Below are 19,888 nucleotides of genomic sequence, written 5' to 3'. Positions count from 1 at the left end.
GTTCCGCGGAGTGGTTACGCAAGCGCCATGCCGCGCCCCGGCGGCTCAGCCGACCTTCACGATCCCCGGCGGCTGCCAGGCCCCCTGGCCGATGGGAAGGAGCGAGGGCGCCTCGGTTTTCGGCCAGTAGAGGCGCATGACCATGTAGATCGGCCCGTCCGGCGCCGGCAGCCAGTTCGCCCGCAGCGCCTCGCCCGGATCATCCTTCTGGATGTGCAGCGTCACGCCCCCATCCGGGTTGCGCCGCATGCCCTGGAGCATGGGCGAATTGATCAGGTAGCGGTCGATCGGGTTCTGCACGAGCAGCTGGTTGCCGCCGTGATACATGGTGACGGACCAGAAGGCGTTGACCGGCGGGAGTTGGTTCGGCCCGAAGGTCAGCGTGTAGCGGCCCTTGCTGCCATCCAGCGTCTCGCCCGTGGCGGTGGTGCGCGTGAAGGGATAGGTCGCCTCCTCCGTGCTGTTGGCGTAGATGCCGGCCTTGGCGGCGACGGCGCGCAGCATCCAGTTGCCGTTATAGGCCTCCGGGCTGCCGGGGACGGCCGTGACATTCCAGCCGTTCATCTTCACGCCGGCGGCGGCAACCGCGGCCTCCACCTTGCGCTCGCCCGCGAAGGCGGCGCCGAGCAGCTCCATCCGGTCGAAGAAGGAATGCGGCAGGGCCGTGCCGCGGCCGTCAATGCCGATCGTCGCCATCTGGGCGCGGATCGCGGCCTCATTGGCCTGTGGCGCGCTGAATTGCAGCGCGAAGGCCAGGAAATCGAAGAAATGATGCTTCGCGAGGTCGGCATTTGCGCGCGGCCAGCGGATGTCGGGGGCGGGCGGCGGCGCCGCGGTACGGGTGAAGGTGGAGAGCGGCTCGGTCCGGTAGCCGCGCTGGACGGCCACCACATTGGGCATGTCGCTCACGCCGAAGAGCTGGGTGCGGAAGATGGTCAGCGCGAATTGGGTGGTGGAGCGGATCACGCCCTTGATGCCGGCCGGCATCGTGCCCTGCCAGCCCGGCCCCACCACCATCCAGGACCCCGCGCCCTGGCCGGTGGTGCGGCTGCCGATATAGCCGACATTGTAAGTGTTGCCGTCACAGACCTGGACCGAGAAATACCGGCCCGCGGGCACGTCGGGCACGCTGATCACCACCGGCTCCGCCCTGAGGTCGAGCCAGGACATGGAATAGGGCGTGTCGCTGTTCGGCGTCGGGATGGCGGTGTCGCGCCAGGTGAAGACCTGCGCGTCGTTCCACATGGTGTTGAACGGGGCCTTGAACTGGCCGCTGTTCCGGTTGATCGCGAACTCGTACATCACCGTGTAGTTCATCACGAGCGGCAGGCCGAAGATGAAGGCCTGCTCCGCCGCCTCGAAGCTGCCGATGATGCCCGGGCGCCCTTGCGCTGAGACAAGCGCAGGACGCGCGAGCAGGCCGGCGGCCGCGGTGGCCCCGAACAGGGTGCGCTTGGTGATCATGGTGATGCTTGCCTTTTTGCTTGCCTTCCCTGGCATCTTCCCCCCCGGGAAGGTCACGGTCAAGGCGAAGCTGAACGCAACCTGTACAGGTAGAGATCACCCACCGTCTCCGCGACCGAACGGTTCAGCGCCTCGATCCGGTTCAGAAGCTGGATCCGCTCCTGCCGCGCCGCGAGAAGCTCCGACGGCACCAGCAGGGGCAGCAGGGCGGTGGCGCGGGCGAGGCCGAGCAGCAGCGCCTCGCGCGGCTCAGGGATATCGTCCGTCTCGATGCTGCGCAGCAGGCGCGCGCGCACCTCGCGCGGCTCGGGCCGGTCCTCGGGCTTGAGGTAGCGCCGCTCGGGGAAGACCAGCAGCACCCGCCCCTCCACCTGCTTCAAGAGGCCGCGCGCCATCAGCGCCGAGAGCACCAGGGGGCGCAGCCCCGTCTCCTCCCGCGCCAGCAGCATCAGCGCGCCGCGCGAGTCCGGGGCGCCGCGCAGCAGCGGCAGGCCGGCATCGAGCACGGGATCCCCCGTCGGGCTGTCATCCAGCACCTCGAGGCGATGGCGATCCGTGTCCACGCGGCCGGCCAGCGCCAGCTCCATCATCACCGCCCCCGCCAGCGCGATGGAAGCGGCGATGCCCTGCCGCCCGATGGAACGGCCCGTCTCGTCATCAAAGGTGAGGAGGACGATCTCCTCGGGCAGCGAGAGCACCGTCATGCGCGGCCTACTCCGCGACCGCCGCCGACCAGGGGGACATGGTGTCGGTCACGCCCACGCGCATGCCGGCCTTCTGCTGGATCATGTTCGGGCAGGCGAAGTTCACCGGCATCACGGCATGTTCCACGACTTCGACCGGCGCATCGGCGCCGAGGGCCGCGATCACCGCCTCGCCCAGGCGGCGATCGGCGGTGACACCCTCGGGCCCGCTGACATCGAGGCGCGGGTGGTGCGAGGCGGCCTCGGGCTCCATCGCGAAATCGAGCGCATAGGAGAAGACCTGGAACACGGCCGCCATGATCCGCCGCCCGCCCGAGGCGCCGCCGGCGAATTCCGGCATGCCCTTCGCGTCCAGCGTGATGACCGGGCACATGTTGCAGAGCGGCCGCTTGCCCGGCGCGATGGCATTGGCACTCCCCGGCGTCGGGTCGAACCACATGACGCCGTTGTTCATCAGCACGCCCGTGCCCGGCAGGACCATCCGCGAGCCCATCGACGACAGAAGTGTCGTGGTCATCGCGATCATCATGCCGTCGCGGTCGGCGACGGTGAGATGCGTGGTGCAGCTGTCCGCGCCTTTCGGCTCGGCATCGCCCAGCCCCGCCAGCCGCTCGGCATAGGCAGCGCGGAGCGAGCGGGCGAGATGCGCATACCAGCCGGCATCGGGGATGGCGGCATAGGGCGCGCCCTCCATCAGCTCCATGAGGCGCGAGAGGGTGGGGGCGGCGGTCAGGCCATTGGCCAGCATCCAGGTGCGGCCACGGAACTTCCGCTCCAGCGCCGGGCGAACCACGGCGGCGCAGGCCGCAAGGTCCTCCGCCGTCACGAAGCCGCCCATGGCCTTCATGTCGGCCGCGATCGAGGCCGCGACGTCGCCATGGTAGAAATCCGCGAGGCCCGCATGCTGCAGCCGCTCCAGCGTGTCGGCCAGCTTGCCCTGGCGGAAGAAGCCCGGCGTGCCCTGGTAGGGCGGCACGGGCGGCAGGCCGTTCGGCAGGTAGATCCGCGCACTCTCGTCGTAGAGGCGCAGCACGGCGGCGCTGTTGGCCACCTTCAGCGTGGTGAACCAGTCCTGGCTCAGGCCGCGCTTGGCCAGCGCGACCGCGGGTGCCATCACATCCTTGATCGGCATGCGGCCATGCCGCTTGTGCAGCTCGGCATAGCCGGCGACGGCCGAGGGGATCAGCGCCGATTTGGGCCCATGGATGTTCACATCGCCCACCACCTCGGGCCAGGCGAAGAGGTCGTTCTTGAGCTTGCCGGTCAGCGGATAGGCGGAGGGGTCCAGGCCGCGCGGCGCGACGGGGCCGAAATCGAAGGTCTCGGCGGCGCCACCCGGCTTCATCACCTGGGTGAAGCCGATGCCGCCCAGGCCGCTGTTCCAGGGCTCCACCGTCGCCAGCGCGAAGGCCGCGCCCACCGCCGCATCCGCCGCCGTGCCGCCGGCGCGCAGGATCTCGGCCCCCGCCTCGGCCGCATCGCGCGACTGGCTGGCGACCATGCCGCCTTCGCCCCGGGCGGCAGGCTTGCGAACGATCCAATGCTGGGAGACATGCGGAGGGAGGGACATGGTCAATTCCTGCGGGTTTCCTGCCGCATGCTCCAATGCGGCGGGCTGCGCCGCAAGACGGCCCCCACTCCGGCCCACCCCTTCCGCATTGCACCATATCTGGCGTAAACCGCGCGCGACACTGTTCTACCTCGGAGCTTGGTGATGAGCCTTCATGTCGCGCCCGTCCTGAAAACCTTCATCGAGACCGAGGTGCTGCCCGGGACCGGCGTCGCTGCCGATGCCTTCTGGACCGGGCTTTCCGGCCTTCTGGCCGACCTCGCGCCGCGCAATGCGGCCCTCCTCGCCAAGCGCGACGCGCTGCAGGCCAAGATCGACGCCTGGCACCGCGACCACGCCCAGAAGCCGATCGATGCCGCGGCCTATGAGGCCTTCCTGCGCGAGATCGGCTACCTGCTGCCCGAGCCGGCCGATTTCGCCGTCACCACCCAGAATGTGGACCCCGAGATCGGCGCGGTCGCCGGCCCGCAGCTCGTCGTGCCCGTGAACAATGCCCGCTACGCGCTGAACGCCGCCAATGCGCGCTGGGGCAGCCTCTATGACGCGCTCTACGGCACGGATGCCATCCCCGAGACCGACGGGGCCGAGCGCGGCCGCGGCTACAACCCGACGCGCGGCGCCAAGGTCGTGGCTTTCGCCCGCAAGGTGCTGGACCAGGCCGTGCCGCTGATGGGGGCCGGCCATGCCGAGGCGCTGAAGTACCAGGTGAAGGACGGCGCGCTCTCCGTGGCGCTCCAGGGCGGCGGCGCCGTGCCGCTGCGCAACCCCGCGCAATTCGTGGGCTATACCGGCGAGGCCGCCTCCCCCACCGCGCTGCTCTTCGCGCATCACGGCCTGCATCTCGAGCTGCGCATCGACCGCACGACCGAGGTGGGCAAGGCCGATGCGGCCGGCGTCTCCGACCTCGTCATGGAAGCCGCCCTCTCCACCATCCAGGATTGCGAGGACAGCGTCGCCGCCGTGGACGCCGCGGACAAGGTGGATGTCTACCGCAACTGGCTCGGCCTGATGACGGGCAAGCTCTCGGCCGATCTCGAGAAGGGCGGCAAGGTGATCACCCGCCGCCTGAACGAGGACCGGACCTACACCGCGCCGAATGGCGGCACGCTGACCCTGCCCGGCCGCTCGGTCATGCTGGTGCGCAATGTCGGCCATCACATGATGACGGATTGCGTGACCTGGAACGGCGCGGAAGTGCCCGAGACCATCCTGGACGCGCTCATCACCTCGGCCATCGCGCTGCACGACCTGAACGGCAAGCGGCTGAACAGCCGCACCGGCAGCGTCTACATCGTGAAGCCCAAGATGCACGGGCCGGAGGAAGTGGCCTGGGCGGTCGAGCTCTTCGGCCGCGTCGAGAAGATCCTGGGCCTGCCGCATGCCACGCTGAAGATGGGCATCATGGACGAGGAGCGCCGCACCACGGTGAACCTCAAGGCCTGCATCAAGGAAGCGGCGGACCGCGTCGCCTTCATCAACACGGGCTTCCTGGACCGCACGGGCGACGAGATCCACACCTCGATGGAAGCCGGCGCCATGATCCGCAAGAACGACATGCGCGGCACGGCCTGGATCAAGGCCTATGAGGAGTGGAACGTGGATATCGGCCTGCTCTGCGGCCTGCGCGGCCGCGCGCAGATCGGCAAGGGCATGTGGGCCATGCCGGATGCCATGGCCGCGATGCTGGAGCAGAAGCTGGGCCACCCCAAGGCGGGTGCGAACACCGCCTGGGTCCCCTCGCCCACCGCCGCCACGCTGCACGCGCTGCACTACCATCAGGTGGATGTCGCCGCCCGCCAGGCCGAGATCGCCGCCGGCGGCCGCCGCGGCAAGCTCTCCGACCTGCTGGACATTCCCGTCGCCAGCAACACCAACTGGCCGGCCAATGATCTGCAGGCCGAGCTCGACAACAACGCCCAGGGCATCCTGGGCTATGTGGTGCGCTGGATTGATCAGGGCGTGGGCTGCTCCAAGGTGCCCGACATCCATGATGTGGGCCTGATGGAGGACCGCGCGACGCTGCGCATCTCCGCCCAGCACATCGCCAATTGGCTGCGCCACGGCATCGTGACCGAGGCGCAGGTGATGGAGACGATGAAGCGCATGGCCGCCATCGTGGACAAGCAGAATGCCGGCGATGCGGCCTATACGCCGATGGCGCCGGGCTTCGACGGCGTGGCCTTCAAGGCGGCCTGCGCGCTGGTCCTGGAAGGTGCGGCGCAGCCCAATGGCTACACCGAGTTCCTGCTGACCCAGTATCGCCGGATGGCCAAGGCGGCCTGACGGCTTCCTTCCCCGCGACGGGCCTTTCTTGTTAGCCTCCCCGACAAACGGGGAGGCTTTCATGATTTTCCGGCAGCTCTTCGACAGCACCTCCAGCACCTACACCTATCTGCTGGCCAGCCGGCCGGGGGGCGAGGCGCTGATCATCGACCCCGTGCTGGAGCGCGTGGAGCGCTACCTCAAGCTCATCGAGGAGCTGGACCTCAAGCTGGTGAAGGCGGTGGACACCCATGTCCATGCCGATCACATCACCGGCCTCGGCGCGCTGCGCGACCACACGAAATGCATCACGGTGATGGGCGAGCAGAGCGGCGTGGACGTGGTCTCCATGCGCGTCTCGGACGGCGACCGGCTTTCGATCGAGGGCATCAGCCTCGGCGTGATCTATACGCCCGGCCACACCGATGACAGCTACAGCTTCACCCTGCCCGACCGAGTCTTCACCGGCGACACGCTGCTGATCCGCGGCACCGGCCGCACCGATTTCCAGAACGGCGACGCGCGGGCGCAATATGACAGCATCTTCAACCGCCTGCTGAAGCTGCCGGATGAGACGCTGGTCTTCCCCGCGCATGACTACAAGGGCGACACGGTGAGCACGATCGGCGAGGAGCGGCGGCACAATCCGCGCCTGCAGGTGCGCTCAGTGGAGGAATATGCCCGGCTGATGAACGGGCTGAACCTGCCCAACCCGAAGATGATGGACGTGGCCGTTCCCGCGAACCTCCGCCAGGGCCTGCACCAGGAGGAGGTGGCCCGCCGCGGCTGGGCCGTGACGGCCGAAGAGGCGCGCGCCCTGGTCGGCCAGCCGGGCGCGGTGCTGATCGACCTCCGCGAGAAATCCGAGCGCGAGCGGCATGGCTGCATCCCCGGCGCGCTGCACGCCCCCTACCCCGACCTGGCCGAGAATATCGGCGCGGGCGGCGTGCTGCATGAGCTGGGCACGGCGACGGGCAAGCGCCTCGTCTTCTTCTGCGCCTTCGGCGAGCGCTCGGCCATGGCGGTGCAGGCGGCGCAGGATGCGGGGCTGGATCGCGCCATCCATATCGAGGGCGGCATGGCGGCCTGGAAGAAGGCGGGCAACCCTCTCGCCTGAGGCCCGGGTGCCTTTGCGCGCGCGGCGTGGCATAAGCCCGCCGCAACCAGCCAGGCCCCCGCATGATCCGCCTCGACAATATCAGCAAGCAGAACGGCAAGCAGCTCCTCTACATCGAGGCCTCGGCCAGCCTGCAGCGCGGCGAGAAGATCGGGCTCGTCGGCCCCAATGGCGCGGGCAAGTCCACGCTCTTCCGCATGATCACGGGCGAGGAGCCGCCCGATGAGGGGCTGGTGCTGGTGGATCGCGGTGTCACCATCGGCTTCTTCAGCCAGGATGTGGGCGAGATGGCCGGCCGCAGCGCCGTCGCCGAAGTCATGGACGGCGCGGGGGATGTCAGCACCGTCGCCGCCGAACTGGCCGAGTTGGAAGCGGCGCTGGCCGACCCCGACCAGGCCGATCGGATGGAGGAGATCCTGGAGCGCTTCGGCGAGGTCCAGGCCCGCTTCGAGGAGCTGGGCGGCTACGCGCTGGAGGGCAAGGCGCGGGAGGTGCTGGCCGGCCTCTCCTTCAGCCAGGAAATGATGGATGGCGATGTCGGCAAGCTCTCCGGCGGCTGGAAGATGCGCGTCGCACTCGCCCGCATCCTGCTGATGCGCCCCGATGTGATGCTGCTGGACGAGCCCTCCAACCACCTCGACCTCGAGAGCCTGATCTGGCTGGAGCAGTTCCTCCAGGGCTATGAGGGCGCGCTGCTGATGACCTCGCACGACCGCGAGTTCATGAACCGCATCATCAACAAGGTGATCGAAATCGATGGCGGCTCGCTCACCAGCTATTCCGGCGACTACGAATTCTACGAGCAGCAGCGCGCGCTGGCCGAGAAGCAGCAGCAGGCGCAGTTCGAGCGCCAGCAGGCGATGCTGGCCAAGGAGATCAAGTTCATCGAGCGCTTCAAGGCCCGCGCCTCGCACGCGGCGCAGGTGCAGAGCCGGGTGAAGAAGCTCGACAAGATCGAGCGCGTGGACCCGCCCAAGCGCCGCCAGGCGATGTCCTTCGAATTCCAGCCGGCGCCGCGTTCGGGCGAGGATGTGGTGAACCTCCGCGGCGTCTCCAAGCGCTATGGCAGCCGCGTGATCTATGACGGGCTGGACCTGCTGATCCGCCGGCGGGAGCGTTGCGCGGTGCTGGGCGTGAATGGCGCGGGCAAGTCCACCCTGCTGAAGCTCGTCACCGGCGCCACCGAGCCGGATGAGGGATCCGTTTCGCTCGGCGGCAGCGTGAAGATGGCCTATTTCGCGCAGCACGCGATGGAACTGCTGGATGGCGAGCACACGGTGCTGGAGGCGCTGGAGGCGGAGTTCCCGCGCGCGCCCCAGGCCTCGCTCCGCGCGCTGGCCGGCGGCTTCGGCTTCTCGGGCGACGATATCGACAAGCGCTGCCGCGTGCTCTCGGGCGGCGAGAAGGCGCGGCTGGTCATGGCGCGGATGCTCTATGACCCGCCCAACTTCCTGGTGCTGGACGAGCCGACCAACCATCTGGACATCGCCACCAAGGAGATGCTGATCGCGGCCCTGGCGCAATACGAAGGCACCATGCTCTTCGTCTCGCATGACCGGCATTTCCTGGCGGCCCTCTCCAACCGCGTGCTGGAGCTGACGCCCGAGGGCATCCACCAATATGGCGGCGGATATACGGAATATGTGGCGCGCAGCGGGCACGAGGCGCCGGGGCTGCGCGCGGCATGAAGCCAAGCATGCAAAGCTCCTGCCTGCGGCCCGCAGGGCCGAGCGCCCGAACGGGCGCCGCCGCTTGTGCGGCAAAGCCAAGGGCCGAGGAGGCGGCCCGCCCGGCGTCTGAGGGGCACGAAGGCGAAGCCTTCGTGCGATCAAATTGAGGTTCAACCACACGGCGCACCGGCTGGACGCGCGGCATTTCGAGACGGTGGTCGAGATGTTCACGGGGCAACTCGGCTTCGTGGTGCTTCGCCGGACGGAGCGCTCGATCTGGCTCCGCCAGCCGGGCGCCAATATCGACCTGCAGTTCAGCCGCAGCGAGACGGCGAACCGCGATGCCGACAAGCTGCGCTCGCAGGTCTCCTTCCTCAGCGACACGCCGGAAGCCGCGTTGCGCGCGCTGGCCGCCTGGGCAGAGGCGCGCGGCCTGGACGCCACGGTCGGCGCCTATTCTGACCGCGAATTCTACCTCGACCTGCCCGAGGCCTTCGTGGACTGGGTGCTGGAGGCGATGCGCCCCGAGCTCGCGGATTACGAGGTCAGGGCTTAGTTCACCGCCGCATTCCGGCCGTGCCACATGGAGAGGCTGAGCGGCGCGATCACATCGCCATCGCGGCCCGCATAGTCATGCTTCGCCGCATCCCGCAGCATCTTCGCCTGGGATTCAGCGAGGATGCCCGCCGCCTCCGTCACGTTCAGCCGCGTCGGCTTCCCATCCTTCCAGACCGTCTCGCCGGCCACGATGACGCGGCGCGTGGCGCGATCCGCCGCGTGGAAGACCAGGCTGCGCACCGGGTCCCGCGCCGGCTGCATCAGCGGGTGCGCCAGATCCACCAGCGTCACATCCGCCGTGGCGCCCGGCATGAGCCGCCCGAGATCCGGCCGCCCCACCGCATCCGCGCCGCCCGCCGTCGCCGCATGGAAGACGCTGCCCGCATCCGCCGCATGCAGGTTCCGCTCCGCATTGCGGGCCAGGATGATGGCGAGCCGCATCTCCTCGACCAGGTTGTGCGGCGCGCAATCCGTGCCGAAGCCCATATTGATCCCACGCGCCCGGTATTTCCCGAAATCCTGCAGATGCTCGCCGTACCGGGCGAAGGGCGAGGGACAATGCGCGACACTCGCCCCACTATCCGCGATCAGCCCGATATCGGTCCGCGTGTGCCAGCGGATGGAGGAGTGCTCATCCACGAAGATGGCATGCCCCAGGATGCTGCGCGGCGTGAGCAGCCCGATGCGCGACGCCCATTGGATGGGCGTCTCGCCATGGCGGCGGATCATCTCCTGGATCTCCACCACCGCCTGGGAGATATGCGTGGTGAAGGGCCGGCCGGTCTCGACGGCATAGGCGATGCTCTCGCGCAGCATCTCCTCCTCCACCGTGTCGATCTGCGCGGGGAAGACGATGCCGGTGAGGCGGCCGCATTCATGCGCCTCGGCCTCCTTCATCACCTGCTTGGCGGCGGCGAATTGCCTGACGGCATCCTCGCGGTTCCAGAGCCATGTCACGGTCTGCGGCGCCGTCATCCCCCAGCGCGCGGCGGCATAACCGGGGCCGGCCCAGACGCGCATGCCGCTCTCGGCCATGATGCCGAGCCATTCGGGAAAGGGGCGCGAAAGATCCACCACGCTGGTCACGCCGGCCGCCAGCATCTCGGCGTAAGCAAGCCGCATCGCCGCCGCCTGCCCCGCCTGGTCGAGCCGCATGCTCTGCGAGCGTTCGAAGAGGCCACTCATGAACTGCTCGGGCACGCCATGATCGTCGCGCACGCCGCGATAGGCGGGCTCCGTCGTCGGGTGGGTGTGGATGTTCATCAGGCCCGGCATGACCAGCATGCGCTGGGCTTCCACCACCTCCGCACCCTCGGGCGGCGGCGCATCGCCCGCATGGGGCGCGATGCGCGCGATCTTGCCGCCCTCGATCAGGATGTCGAGGTCACGGCCATAGGTCTGGCGCTTCTGGGCGGCATCCCACAGCGCCGCCCAGGCGACACCGCGGAGGAAGACAGGCTGGGCCATCAGACCTTCTCCAGGTTCCAGTAGAAGAGCGCGGGGCCGGGCAGCATGCCGCGGATGTTGCGGCGATGCGCGATCACGCCGCGATACTGGCCGAGCGGGATGTTCGTCACCGTCTCCACATGCAGCTTCTCCAGTTGCGTCAGGATCTCGCGCCGCTTCGCGGGGTCGGCCTCGAAGGTCCAGGCATCGTTCAGCGCGGGGATGCGCGCATCGCAGGGCCAGCCGAACCAGCCGCTGTCGCATTGGCCCACAAAGACGTTGAGCAACGGGTTCTGGATGCCGGTGATGGTCGCGTTGGTGCAGAAGATGTTCCAGCCGCCCTGGTTGGGCGGATTGCGCGAGGCGCGGCGCTGCACCACGCCGCTCCAGTCGCTCGCCACCACATCGGCATTCGCGCCGATGCGGCGCAAGGCTTCCGCCGTCATCAGCGCGAGCGGCGCGAGGGTCGCATTGTCGGCCGGGTTCATCACCACGATGGGCCGCCCGTCATAGCCCGCGGCACGGAAGGCGGCGGCAGCCTCGGCATCCGTCATGCGCGGCCAGCCCAAGGCTTCGAAGCCCGGGCCGTCGCCCGGCGCGCAGCCGAAATTGGCACCGCATTCGCGGGAGGGGATGTCCCGCCCGATGCTCGCCAACAGGAAATCGGGCTGGCGGATGATGGACATCAGCGCCCGCCGCGCCGCCACATTGTTGAAGGGCGGGTGCAGGTGGTTCAGCACCATGAAGAACTGGTAGCCCAGGGGATCATTGGGGGCGACCACCACATCCCGCGTGCGGGAGAGGCGCGGAACCAGATCCGGCGCGGGGCTTTCCAGCAGGTCGAACTCGCCGGTCGCGAGCCCGTTGGCAGCGGTCGCGACATCCGGCGTGTACAGGCTCTCCACGCGGTCGATCTTCGCGACCTTGCCGCCGGCGGCCTGGCTTGGCGGCTCGCTGCGGGGCACGTACTCCTGGAAGCGCTGATAGACCACGCGGGCGCCAGGATTCCATTGCTCGCGCAGGAAGCGGAAGGGACCGGAGCCGATGACCTCGGTGATGGCGGTGTTGGGATCGGTGCGGGCCAGTCGCTCCGGCATCATGAAGGGTACGTTGCTGTCGATCTTGCCCAGCGCCTCCAGCACGAAGCCCACGGGCCGCGAGAGCTTGAGGACGAAGACGCGGTCATCCCGCGCCTCCAGGCTCTCGGTCACGCGCATGAGCGCCCGGCCCATGCCGTCCCGCGCCCCCCAGCGGCGGATCGAGGCGACGCAATCGGCCGCGCGCACCGGCGCGCCATCATGCCAGAGCAGGCCCGGGCGCAGGCGGAAGGTCCATTCCTTCTGATCACCCGAGACGCCGAACTCCTCCACCATCTGCGGCTGTGGGCGGTTCTGCGCGTCCATCGCGAAGAGCGTGTCCCACACCAGATAGCCGTGGTTGCGCGTGAGGTAGGTGGTGGTCCAGATCGGGTCGAGCGCACGCAGATCGCCGATGGGGACGGAGCGGATGACGCGCCGCGGGTCCTGCGCCATGGCCTGGCGGCTCTCGAGCGAGAGGAGCGCGGGGGCGGCGACGAGCGGCAGATGGCGGCGGCGAACGGGCATGCGGGGGAACCCTTTCCAGCTTCGACGCCCCAGCGTGAATTCCCGCGGGCGCGGCATGCAAGAGGAATCGCACCCTTGCAGCCCAGCGCATCCGCCGCGATCCTGCGCCCGCATTTGCAAGGAGCCATGCCATGCCCCGCCGCGTCACCCTCGCCGCCGCCCAGTTGGGCCCGATCCAGAAGGCCGAAGGCCGCGACGTCGCGGTGGGCCGCATGGTGCGGCTGATGGAGCATGCGCATCGCCGCGGCGTCGAGGTCGTGGTCTTCCCCGAACTCGCGCTGACCACCTTCTTCCCGCGCTGGTACGAGGAGGACATCGCGAAGGCCGACCATTGGTATGAGCACGCGATGCCCTCCAACGAGACGGCGCCGCTCTTCGAGGCCGCGCGGAAATACGGCATCGGCTTCCACCTGGGCTATGCCGAGAAGACGCCGGACGGGCATCGCTACAACACCGCGATCTACGTGCACCCTTCGGGCGAGATTGTGCTGAAATACCGCAAGGTGCATCTGCCCGGGCACAAGGAATACGACCCGATCCGCAAGGTGCAGCACCTGGAGAAGCGCTATTTCGAGGTGGGCGATCTCGGCTTCCCCGTCATCCGCGCGCCCATCGGCGAACAGCAGGCCAATATCGGCATGATGATCTGCAATGACCGCCGCTGGCCCGAAGCCTGGCGCGTCATGGGGCTGCAGCAGGTCGAGATCGTCATGCTCGGCTACAACACGCCCTCGCTGAACATGGATAATCGCGGCTTCGAGGCGCACCATCTGCGCGTCGAGCACAGCCACCTCTCCATCCGCGCCGGCTGCTACCAGAATGCCTGCTTCGGCGTGGCGACAGCCAAGGGCGGCACGGAGGATGGGCATGAGCTCTTCGGCCATTCCATCATCGTGAACCCGCAGGGCGAGATCATGGCCCAGGCGACGAGCTGGGGCGACGAGCTGATCACCGCCGATTGCGACCTGGATGCCTGCACCCTCGGCCGCACCACCATCTTCAACTTCGCCGCCCATCGCCGGCCCGAGGCCTATGGCCGCATCACGGAGCAGGTGGGCTCGGTCGAGCCGCCGGTCTGGACGCCCGGCTGAGGCCGATGGTCCGCCGCGTGTCAGCTGCGGCGATAGGCGCGGCTGAACCGCACGATCGCATCCGGCGATTGGCGGCGCGGCGGCCGCGATGGCAGCCTGCATCCGACAGAGAAGGAACCCCTCCCATGCGCGCCATCCTCGCCACGACCTGCCTCGCCGCCGGGCTCGGCTTCGCGGCCCTCCCGGCCCAGGCCCAGGGCGTACACTGCGACGGGCGCCTGGCGGTGGAGCCGGTGGTGATGACGGAGGTCCCCGCCTCGCGCGAGTACAATGAGGCGCGGCGGACCTTCTCGGTGGGGCTGCGCAATCTCACGGGCCAGGCGATGCTGGTGTTCGTGCGGGTGGGCCAGCTGCCCGGCACGCCGCTCGCCGGCAGCCGCGAGATCGAGCTGGAAGGCAACGCATCGCGCCGCCAGACCGTGCTGAACCTGCCAGCGAACACCACCGTCACCGCGGCTCAGGTCCAGGGCGTGCTGCAATACATCTGCCGTTAAGCGCGAGCCCTCATTCGTAGGGATAGCCGCCGAGCCAGAGAACATCCCCGATCCGGCGCGCGCCGCTGGCCAGCATCGCCAATCGGTCGAAGCCGAGCGCGATGCCGCTTCCGGATGGCATGCCTTGGCGAAGTGCGGCCAGGAAATCCGCATCCACGGGCCAGGACGCGTCCGCGCCGTAGAGCCGCTCGCGCTCCGCCACGTCATGGGCGAAGCGGGTGGCCTGTTCCTCGGCGTCGGTCAGTTCGTCGAAGGCATTGGCGAGTTCGATGCCGCCAGCGAAAAGCTCGAAGCGAAGCGCGACGCGCGGATCCTTCGGATCGCGCCGTGCCAGCGCCGCCTGGGGGGTGGGCCAATGCGTCAGGAAGCTTGCGCGCGCTCGGCCCAGATGTGGTTCGACATGGTCCAGGAGAATGCGGAAGAAGGCCTCCTCCCAGCTTTCATCCGCGCGCGCACCGAGTGCCGCGCCATCGCCCGTGCCGTCGGGGCGGATGCTGGCCAGCAGGTCGAGCCCGGCATGGCGGGCGAAGGCCTCGGCGCAGGTGATCCGCTCGAAGGGCAGGCTGAGATCCGTCGTCACGCCCTCATGCGCGACGGTGGGGGGGCAGAGGGCGCGGACCAGCGCCTCGGTCTCGTCCATCAAGCCATCGAGCGTAAGGCCGGGGCGGTACCATTCCAGCATGGTGAATTCCGGCGCATGGCGCGTGCCGATCTCGCCATTGCGCCAGACGCGGGCGAGTTCAAACACGGCCCCCGCACCGCCCACCAGCAGGCGCTTCAGCGCCAGTTCCGGCGAGGTGCGCAGCCAGAGCGCGCGCCGCTCCCCCTGCCCCAGATGCGGTTCATACTGGCTCTGGAAGCCGCGCAGATGCACCTCCATGCCCGGCGCAGGCACGAGGCAGGGCGTCTCCACCTCGCGATAGCCGCGCTCGGTCAGCCAGGCGCGGGTGGCCGCGGTGATGCGCGCGCGGGCGTCGAGAAAGGGCAGGCGCGCGGCCAGGCTTTCGGGGTGCCAAACGGGATGGGGCATTGCGTGCCAGCCCTTACCAGGGCAGAGCCTCACCCGCCATGACCCGCACGCTGCGCACGCCCGAGGAACTCGCCGAAGCCGGCCTGATCGCGCCCGGCGCCGTGGCCACGCTGGAAGCGGTGGCCGAGCGCTATTCCATCGCGGTCACACCCGCCATGGCGGCGCTGATCCACGAGGCGGGCGCGCCCATCGCGGCGCAATACCTCCCCGAGCCGGAGGAGCTGGTCACCCTGCCGCATGAGCTGGAAGATCCGACGGCCGACGCGCCCTTCACCCCCATCAAGGGCGTGGTGCATCGCTACCCGGACCGCGCGCTGCTCAAGCCGCTGCTGGCCTGCCCGGTCTATTGCCGCTTCTGCTTCCGGCGCGAGGCGGTGGGCCCCGATGGCGGGCTGCTGACCGAGGCGGAGCTGGAGGCCGCGCTGGACTGGTTCGCCGCCACGCCGGCCGTGCGCGAGGTGATCCTGACCGGCGGCGACCCGCTCATGCTCTCGCCGCGACGGCTGGGGCGGATCCTGACGCGACTCTCGGCGATCCCCCACATCGAGACGCTGCGCATCCACAGCCGCGTGCCCGTGGCGGACCCTTCACGGATCACGCCCGGCATGCTGGCAGCCCTGAACCTGGAGCGGCCGCTCTACCTCTGCGTCCACGCGAATCACGCGGCGGAATTCACCGACGAGGCGGCGCGCGCGCTGCGCGGCCTGCACGCCACGGGCCTCGTTCTCCTCGGCCAATCGGTGCTGCTGCGCGGCGTGAATGACAGCGCAGCCGCGCTGGAGACCCTGTTCCGCGCCATGCTGCGCCACCGGGTGAAGCCTTACTATCTGCATCAGCTCGACCCCGCGCCCGGCACCGCGCGCTTCCATGTGCCGGTGGAGGAAGGGCTCGCCCTGCTGCGGGGTTTGCGCGGGCGCGTCACCGGCCTCGCCTGGCCCACCTATGTGCAGGAGCAGCCGGAGGGGGCGGGAAAAATCCCGCTCGGCATGGCCGGTATGCGCGGCGGGGCTGGACAAGCGCGCGAAGCTGTTTAGAAGGCCCCGCACGGCGGGCGATTAGCTCAGTTGGTAGAGCAGCTGACTCTTAATCAGCGGGTCGTAGGTTCGAGCCCTACATCGCCCACCACTCCCTCCGCCCCTCAGCATCGACAAAGCAGCGCCCGTGCCGCGGCAGCGGACGCCGCGATCTGTTCAGCGAGGCGTCGGTCCGGTTCGGCGGGCGCCAGGGAGCGGCTTCAGGGCTTTGCATATCTTGGAAATAATACGAAAGGCATTTAAAATGCCAGGTCGATCGTTACTTGCCGGCGCGTCATTTCCAGCCAAAAGGCGCCCCATGCGCGCGCCCTCGACACGCGACCAACATTCCAGGCATGAGACATCAGGGCCGCACTGGGCCAGTATCTTCGCCCATGGGCTGATGACCTCCCTTTTGCTGCTGGCGGTGACGCCCCTCGCTTCCATCCTGATCTGACCGCGCGCCCCCCCTTCACCGGCGGCTCCAGCCGCCGGATAGTCGCGCGCCGCACGCTGCCGCGGGCGGCACCCTCCCGTCCCGATCGGGCGGGGGCACAGCGCGAAGGAGCGGCCCGACAGCATGCAGCCCGGCTTTGAATGGATCGGCACGGCGGAGGTCGCGGTTGGCGCCCCCTTGGGCGTGGGCCGCGTGCCGGGCGGTGAGCGGCGCATCATCCCCATCCTGGGCGGCCGCATCGAAGGCCCGCGCCTGACCGGCGAGGTGCTGCCCGGCGGCGCCGATTTCCAGCTGATCCGCGATGACGGGGTGGCCGAGATCGAGGCGCGCTACACGCTGAAGCTCGCCGATGGCGCGCTGGTCTACATCGTCAATCGCGGGCTGCGCCACGCGGCGCCAGAGGATATGGCGCGCCTGCTGCGCGGCGAGCCGGTGCCGCCCGAGCGCGTCTATTTCCGCACCGCGCCGGTCTTCGAGACCGCCTCGCCCGCGCATCAATGGCTGCATCGCAGCCTCTTCCTCGGCCTGGGCGAGCGACGCCCGGATTCGGTGCGGGTCGCGATCCACGCGGTCTGAGCTACTCGATCGCGCGGAAGCCCGTGGCACGCACCACCTCGGCCCAGCGCGCTGTCTCGGTGCGGATCAGGGTCGCGAAGGGTGCGCGCTCGCCATCCCCGGGGCGGAAGCCCGCCTCCTGCAGCCGCGCGCGCAGGGCGGGGTTTGCCATGGCGCGGCGCAGCCCCGCCTCGAGCATGGCCTGCACCGGCTCGGGCGTCGCGGCCGGCGCCACCACGCCGAACCAGGAGACGAAGCCCAGCCCCTCGATCCCAGCCTGCGCCATGGTGGGCACGCCGGGCAGCGCCGCCACGGGCTCGGCCGTCGTCACCGCAAGCGCCTTCAGGCGGCCGCCCTGCACATGCGGCGCCACCAGCGCGACCGTGCCGAACATCCCCTGCACATTGCCGCCGAGGATCGCCGTCATCGCCTCGCCGGTGCTGCGGAAATGCACGGGCTCGCCCTTGCCACCCAGGCGCCCGGCCAGGATGGCCGCGCCGAAATGGCCCGGCGTGCCGGCGCCGAAAGTGCCCATGAACAGCTGCGACTGGCCGCGCGCCCAGGCGACGTAGCTCGCCATGTCGGTCACCGGCAGCGCGGCCGGCACCACGAAGGCGAAACCGATGGAGGCAACCTCGCCGATCGGCGCGAAATCCCGCGCCGGATCGAAACTCAGCCGCGCATAGGTCGAGGGCGCCATCGCCAGCGTGCCGAGTTCGCCGAGCAGCAGCGTGGTGCCGTCCGGCGCCGCGCGCGCCACCTCCTGCGCCGCGATATGGCCGCCCGCGCCGGCGCGGTTGTCCACCACCACACCGGCGGGCCAGACCTCGCGCAGCGCATCGGCCAGCAGGCGCGCCACCACATCGGGCGCGGTGCCGGGCGGGAAGCCCAGCACGAGGCGCACCGGGCGATCAGGGACCGCCTGCGCGCGCGCGCTGGGCGCCGCCGCCAGGAGCGCGGCACCGCCGAGCGCGGCCCGGCGGCCGATCAGGTGTTGCGACGAAGCCATGCGGTTCTCTCCCCTCGCGGCGGCGCCTTGCGGGCGCGGCTCAAGCTTTTGCGCGCGGAGCGATACCGTTTCACCCCCCGGCGAGGCAAGACGCCCGCCTGGGGATGCCGAGGGTGATCTCAGCCGTGCTTCAGCGCGGCGTCGAGCTGTTCCTCCTGCTCCTTCGTCAGGCTGGTCTGCAGCACCTTGCCGCCGAAATGCGCCATCTCCGGCACCACCTTATCCGCCGTCACCTTGCGCACGAGGATGCAGAGCGCGGCGCTCCCGGCCGGCAGCGCCGCCGCCGTGTCCTTCATGAACTGGTCGTTGATGCCGAGGTCAGTGAACTTGCCGCTGAGCGCGCCGGCGCCCGCGCCCACCGCCGCGCCCAGCAGCGGGTTGAGGAAGAGCAGCCCGATCAGGGCACCCCACATGCCACCCGAGGCGGCGCCGACGGCCGTGAGGTTCACCGGCTGGTGCAGCTTCACCTTGCCGTCCGCCTCGCGCTCGGCCACCACGGCGTCGCCCAGTTCGATCAGGTAGCGGCCCTGCAGCTCGATGAGCTTCGCGCGCGCCGCCTGCGCGGTGGCGAGGTTGTCATAGGCGATGATGATGAGATCGGCCATGCGGCTTGTCCTTCCTTGTTGTCAGCCTTGTTGCCCGGAGAGCCTAACACGACCCGCGGCGGGGAACATGGCGCGATGGTATACCCCGCGTCCCAGCCCCCCTGTGGAAGGAATGCGGATTTTCGTTGAGATTCAGTCCTGTCGTTGCCTAGCATGGAAGGAACTCCATCGGTCCGTCACGCGCATGAACCCTTCCCGCCGCCTGCTGCTCGCCGCGCCCTTCCTCTCGCTGGCCCCGCCCGCGCGCGCCATGCCCATCCCCGAAACCCTGCGCCGCGCGCTGGACGCGGAGGCGCATCCCCGCGCCACCCAGGCGCTGGAGCGCACGCTGGAGCGGCTTTCGGAGATGGATGTGGATTGGGGCGCGCCGCGCCTCATCCTGGTGAACATCGCCGGCGCGGAGATGGTGGCCTTCGAGGCGGGGCGCCCGGTGATGCGTTCGCGCGTCATCGTCGGCACGCCGCGCAACCGCACGCCGCAGCTGATGACCTTCACCACCTCGGTGCGCTGCAATCCGCCCTGGCATGTGCCCCCCAGCATCCTGGCCGAGGTCCGGGCCGGCGGCACGGCGGGCTTCCAGGCGGTGGGGAACCGGCTGATCCAGCCGCCGGGGCCGAACAATCCGCTGGGGCCGCTGCGCCTGGGTTTGCTGAACTCGGACGGCATCTTCCTGCATGGCACGAACCGCCCCGGCCTCTTCGCGCGGGATGCCCGCGCCCTCTCGCATGGCTGCGTGCGCGTGGAGGCGATCCGCGATCTCTGCGCCTGGGTGCTCGACATGCCGGTGGAGGAGTTGAACGAGCAGGTGGCGACGGGCCGCACCATCGAGCTGCATCCGCTGCAGGAGGCGCAGGTGGTGCTGGCCTATATGACCGCCTGGCCGGATGCCGAGGGCCGCATCCTCATCCATCCCGATCCCTATGGACATGATGGGCGCCGCGCGAGCTTCCGCCGCGTGCCGCGCAACACGCCGGATGATCCGCTGGAGGTGGAAGCCGCGGCGCGCGCCACGCTGGCCGCCGCCGGGCGCATCTAGAGCATGATCGCACATGGCTGGAATCAGCCATTGCGTGAATCTGCTCGCCATGGCGAGCCAGGGCGGTTTCCACTCTTCTGGAAACCGCTCTAGCAGGCTGCTGAAGAAGGCCAAAAGACGAAAGGGCTCCGCCCTCTCGTACTCTCCCGCCAAGAAACTCAGTTTCTTGGATCTTCAATTGTTAAATTAAATCAAATACTTAT

Annotated in this window: 17 protein-coding genes and 1 tRNA gene; 10 read left to right on the top strand and 8 right to left on the bottom strand. The window is 69.3% G+C overall.

From position 1 onward, the window contains the following. Positions 1-45: 45 nt before the first annotated feature. Genes KTR66_RS00465 through KTR66_RS00455 form a run of 3 tightly spaced genes read right to left on the bottom strand, consistent with a single transcriptional unit; the run spans position 46 to position 3,738 of the window. Positions 46-1,464, bottom strand: a complete 1,419-nt coding sequence (locus KTR66_RS00465; protein ID WP_213609263.1) for a DUF1254 domain-containing protein — start codon at positions 1,462-1,464, stop codon at positions 46-48. Positions 1,465-1,523: 59 nt separating this feature from the next. Continuing rightward, the gene (locus KTR66_RS00460) at positions 1,524-2,168 is read right to left on the bottom strand and encodes a GPP34 family phosphoprotein (protein ID WP_213609261.1); all 645 of its coding nucleotides are present in this window, start codon (positions 2,166-2,168) and stop codon (positions 1,524-1,526) included. 7 nt (positions 2,169-2,175) lie between these two features. After that, on the bottom strand, positions 2,176-3,738 hold the full coding sequence (locus KTR66_RS00455) for a gamma-glutamyltransferase (protein WP_213609259.1): 1,563 nt from the start codon (positions 3,736-3,738) through the stop codon (positions 2,176-2,178). 144 nt (positions 3,739-3,882) lie between these two features. On the opposite strand from KTR66_RS00455, the gene KTR66_RS00450 reads away from it, so the two are divergent. The 4 genes from KTR66_RS00450 to KTR66_RS00435 all read left to right on the top strand — a co-directional run bounded on the left by KTR66_RS00450 (position 3,883) and on the right by KTR66_RS00435 (position 9,343). Continuing rightward, positions 3,883-6,021 carry a malate synthase G gene (locus KTR66_RS00450; RefSeq protein WP_213609257.1) on the top strand — a complete coding sequence of 713 codons (2,139 nt, stop codon included), beginning with the start codon at positions 3,883-3,885 and terminating at the stop codon, positions 6,019-6,021. Between the two features lie 61 nt (positions 6,022-6,082). Beyond that, positions 6,083-7,117 carry an MBL fold metallo-hydrolase gene (locus tag KTR66_RS00445; RefSeq protein WP_213609255.1) on the top strand — a complete coding sequence of 345 codons (1,035 nt, stop codon included), beginning with the start codon at positions 6,083-6,085 and terminating at the stop codon, positions 7,115-7,117. 62 nt (positions 7,118-7,179) lie between these two features. Continuing rightward, entirely contained in the window at positions 7,180-8,805 is a 1,626-nt protein-coding gene (locus tag KTR66_RS00440; RefSeq protein WP_213609253.1) for an ABC-F family ATP-binding cassette domain-containing protein, read from the top strand. 145 nt (positions 8,806-8,950) lie between these two features. Continuing rightward, the gene (locus KTR66_RS00435; RefSeq protein WP_213609251.1) at positions 8,951-9,343 is read left to right on the top strand and encodes a hypothetical protein; all 393 of its coding nucleotides are present in this window, start codon (positions 8,951-8,953) and stop codon (positions 9,341-9,343) included. On the opposite strand, the gene KTR66_RS00430 is transcribed toward KTR66_RS00435, so the two are convergent. Both KTR66_RS00430 and KTR66_RS00425 read right to left on the bottom strand, forming a co-directional pair. Continuing rightward, the gene (locus KTR66_RS00430) at positions 9,340-10,812 is read right to left on the bottom strand and encodes an amidohydrolase family protein (protein WP_213609249.1); all 1,473 of its coding nucleotides are present in this window, start codon (positions 10,810-10,812) and stop codon (positions 9,340-9,342) included. The two genes, KTR66_RS00435 and KTR66_RS00430, sit on opposite strands and share 4 nt — an antisense overlap. Then, the gene (locus tag KTR66_RS00425) at positions 10,812-12,395 is read right to left on the bottom strand and encodes an ABC transporter substrate-binding protein (protein WP_213609247.1); all 1,584 of its coding nucleotides are present in this window, start codon (positions 12,393-12,395) and stop codon (positions 10,812-10,814) included. The genes KTR66_RS00430 and KTR66_RS00425 overlap by 1 nt, the downstream gene beginning before the upstream one ends. 131 nt (positions 12,396-12,526) lie before the next feature. On the opposite strand from KTR66_RS00425, the gene KTR66_RS00420 reads away from it, so the two are divergent. Next, a complete protein-coding gene (locus KTR66_RS00420) occupies positions 12,527-13,486 on the top strand; it encodes an N-carbamoyl-D-amino-acid hydrolase (RefSeq protein ID WP_213609245.1) in 960 nt (319 codons plus the stop codon). A 125-nt stretch (positions 13,487-13,611) separates the two neighbouring features. Then, positions 13,612-13,980 carry a hypothetical protein gene (locus tag KTR66_RS00415; protein WP_213609243.1) on the top strand — a complete coding sequence of 123 codons (369 nt, stop codon included), beginning with the start codon at positions 13,612-13,614 and terminating at the stop codon, positions 13,978-13,980. Positions 13,981-13,990: 10 nt separating this feature from the next. Here the strand turns inward: KTR66_RS00415 and epmA are convergent, their stop codons facing one another. Continuing rightward, the gene (epmA, locus tag KTR66_RS00410) at positions 13,991-15,010 is read right to left on the bottom strand and encodes an EF-P lysine aminoacylase EpmA (RefSeq protein ID WP_213609241.1); all 1,020 of its coding nucleotides are present in this window, start codon (positions 15,008-15,010) and stop codon (positions 13,991-13,993) included. 38 nt (positions 15,011-15,048) lie between these two features. Here epmA and KTR66_RS00405 point away from each other — a divergent pair, with 38 nt between their 5' ends. The 3 genes from KTR66_RS00405 to KTR66_RS00395 all read left to right on the top strand — a co-directional run bounded on the left by KTR66_RS00405 (position 15,049) and on the right by KTR66_RS00395 (position 17,056). Beyond that, the gene (locus KTR66_RS00405; protein WP_213609239.1) at positions 15,049-16,044 is read left to right on the top strand and encodes a lysine-2,3-aminomutase-like protein; all 996 of its coding nucleotides are present in this window, start codon (positions 15,049-15,051) and stop codon (positions 16,042-16,044) included. 15 nt (positions 16,045-16,059) lie between these two features. Further along, positions 16,060-16,135 (top strand) — tRNA-Lys (locus tag KTR66_RS00400). 468 nt (positions 16,136-16,603) lie between these two features. After that, positions 16,604-17,056, top strand: coding sequence for a DUF3237 domain-containing protein (locus KTR66_RS00395; protein ID WP_213609236.1), 453 nt, complete (start codon positions 16,604-16,606; stop codon positions 17,054-17,056). Position 17,057: 1 nt separating this feature from the next. Here the strand turns inward: KTR66_RS00395 and KTR66_RS00390 are convergent, their stop codons facing one another. Both KTR66_RS00390 and KTR66_RS00385 read right to left on the bottom strand, forming a co-directional pair. After that, positions 17,058-18,044, bottom strand: a complete 987-nt coding sequence (locus KTR66_RS00390; RefSeq protein ID WP_213609234.1) for a tripartite tricarboxylate transporter substrate binding protein — start codon at positions 18,042-18,044, stop codon at positions 17,058-17,060. A 119-nt stretch (positions 18,045-18,163) separates the two neighbouring features. Further along, positions 18,164-18,649, bottom strand: coding sequence for a DUF1269 domain-containing protein (locus tag KTR66_RS00385; RefSeq protein ID WP_213609232.1), 486 nt, complete (start codon positions 18,647-18,649; stop codon positions 18,164-18,166). 184 nt (positions 18,650-18,833) lie between these two features. Here KTR66_RS00385 and KTR66_RS00380 point away from each other — a divergent pair, with 184 nt between their 5' ends. Beyond that, entirely contained in the window at positions 18,834-19,685 is an 852-nt protein-coding gene (locus KTR66_RS00380; RefSeq protein WP_213609230.1) for a L,D-transpeptidase family protein, read from the top strand. Positions 19,686-19,888 lie beyond the last annotated feature (203 nt).

The sequence above is a fragment of the Roseococcus sp. SDR genome (assembly GCF_019083995.1).
Taxonomy (GTDB): Bacteria; Pseudomonadota; Alphaproteobacteria; order Acetobacterales; family Acetobacteraceae; genus Roseococcus.
Note: the sequence above shows the minus strand (reverse complement) of the source record. Positions and strands in the feature narration are given on the sequence as shown.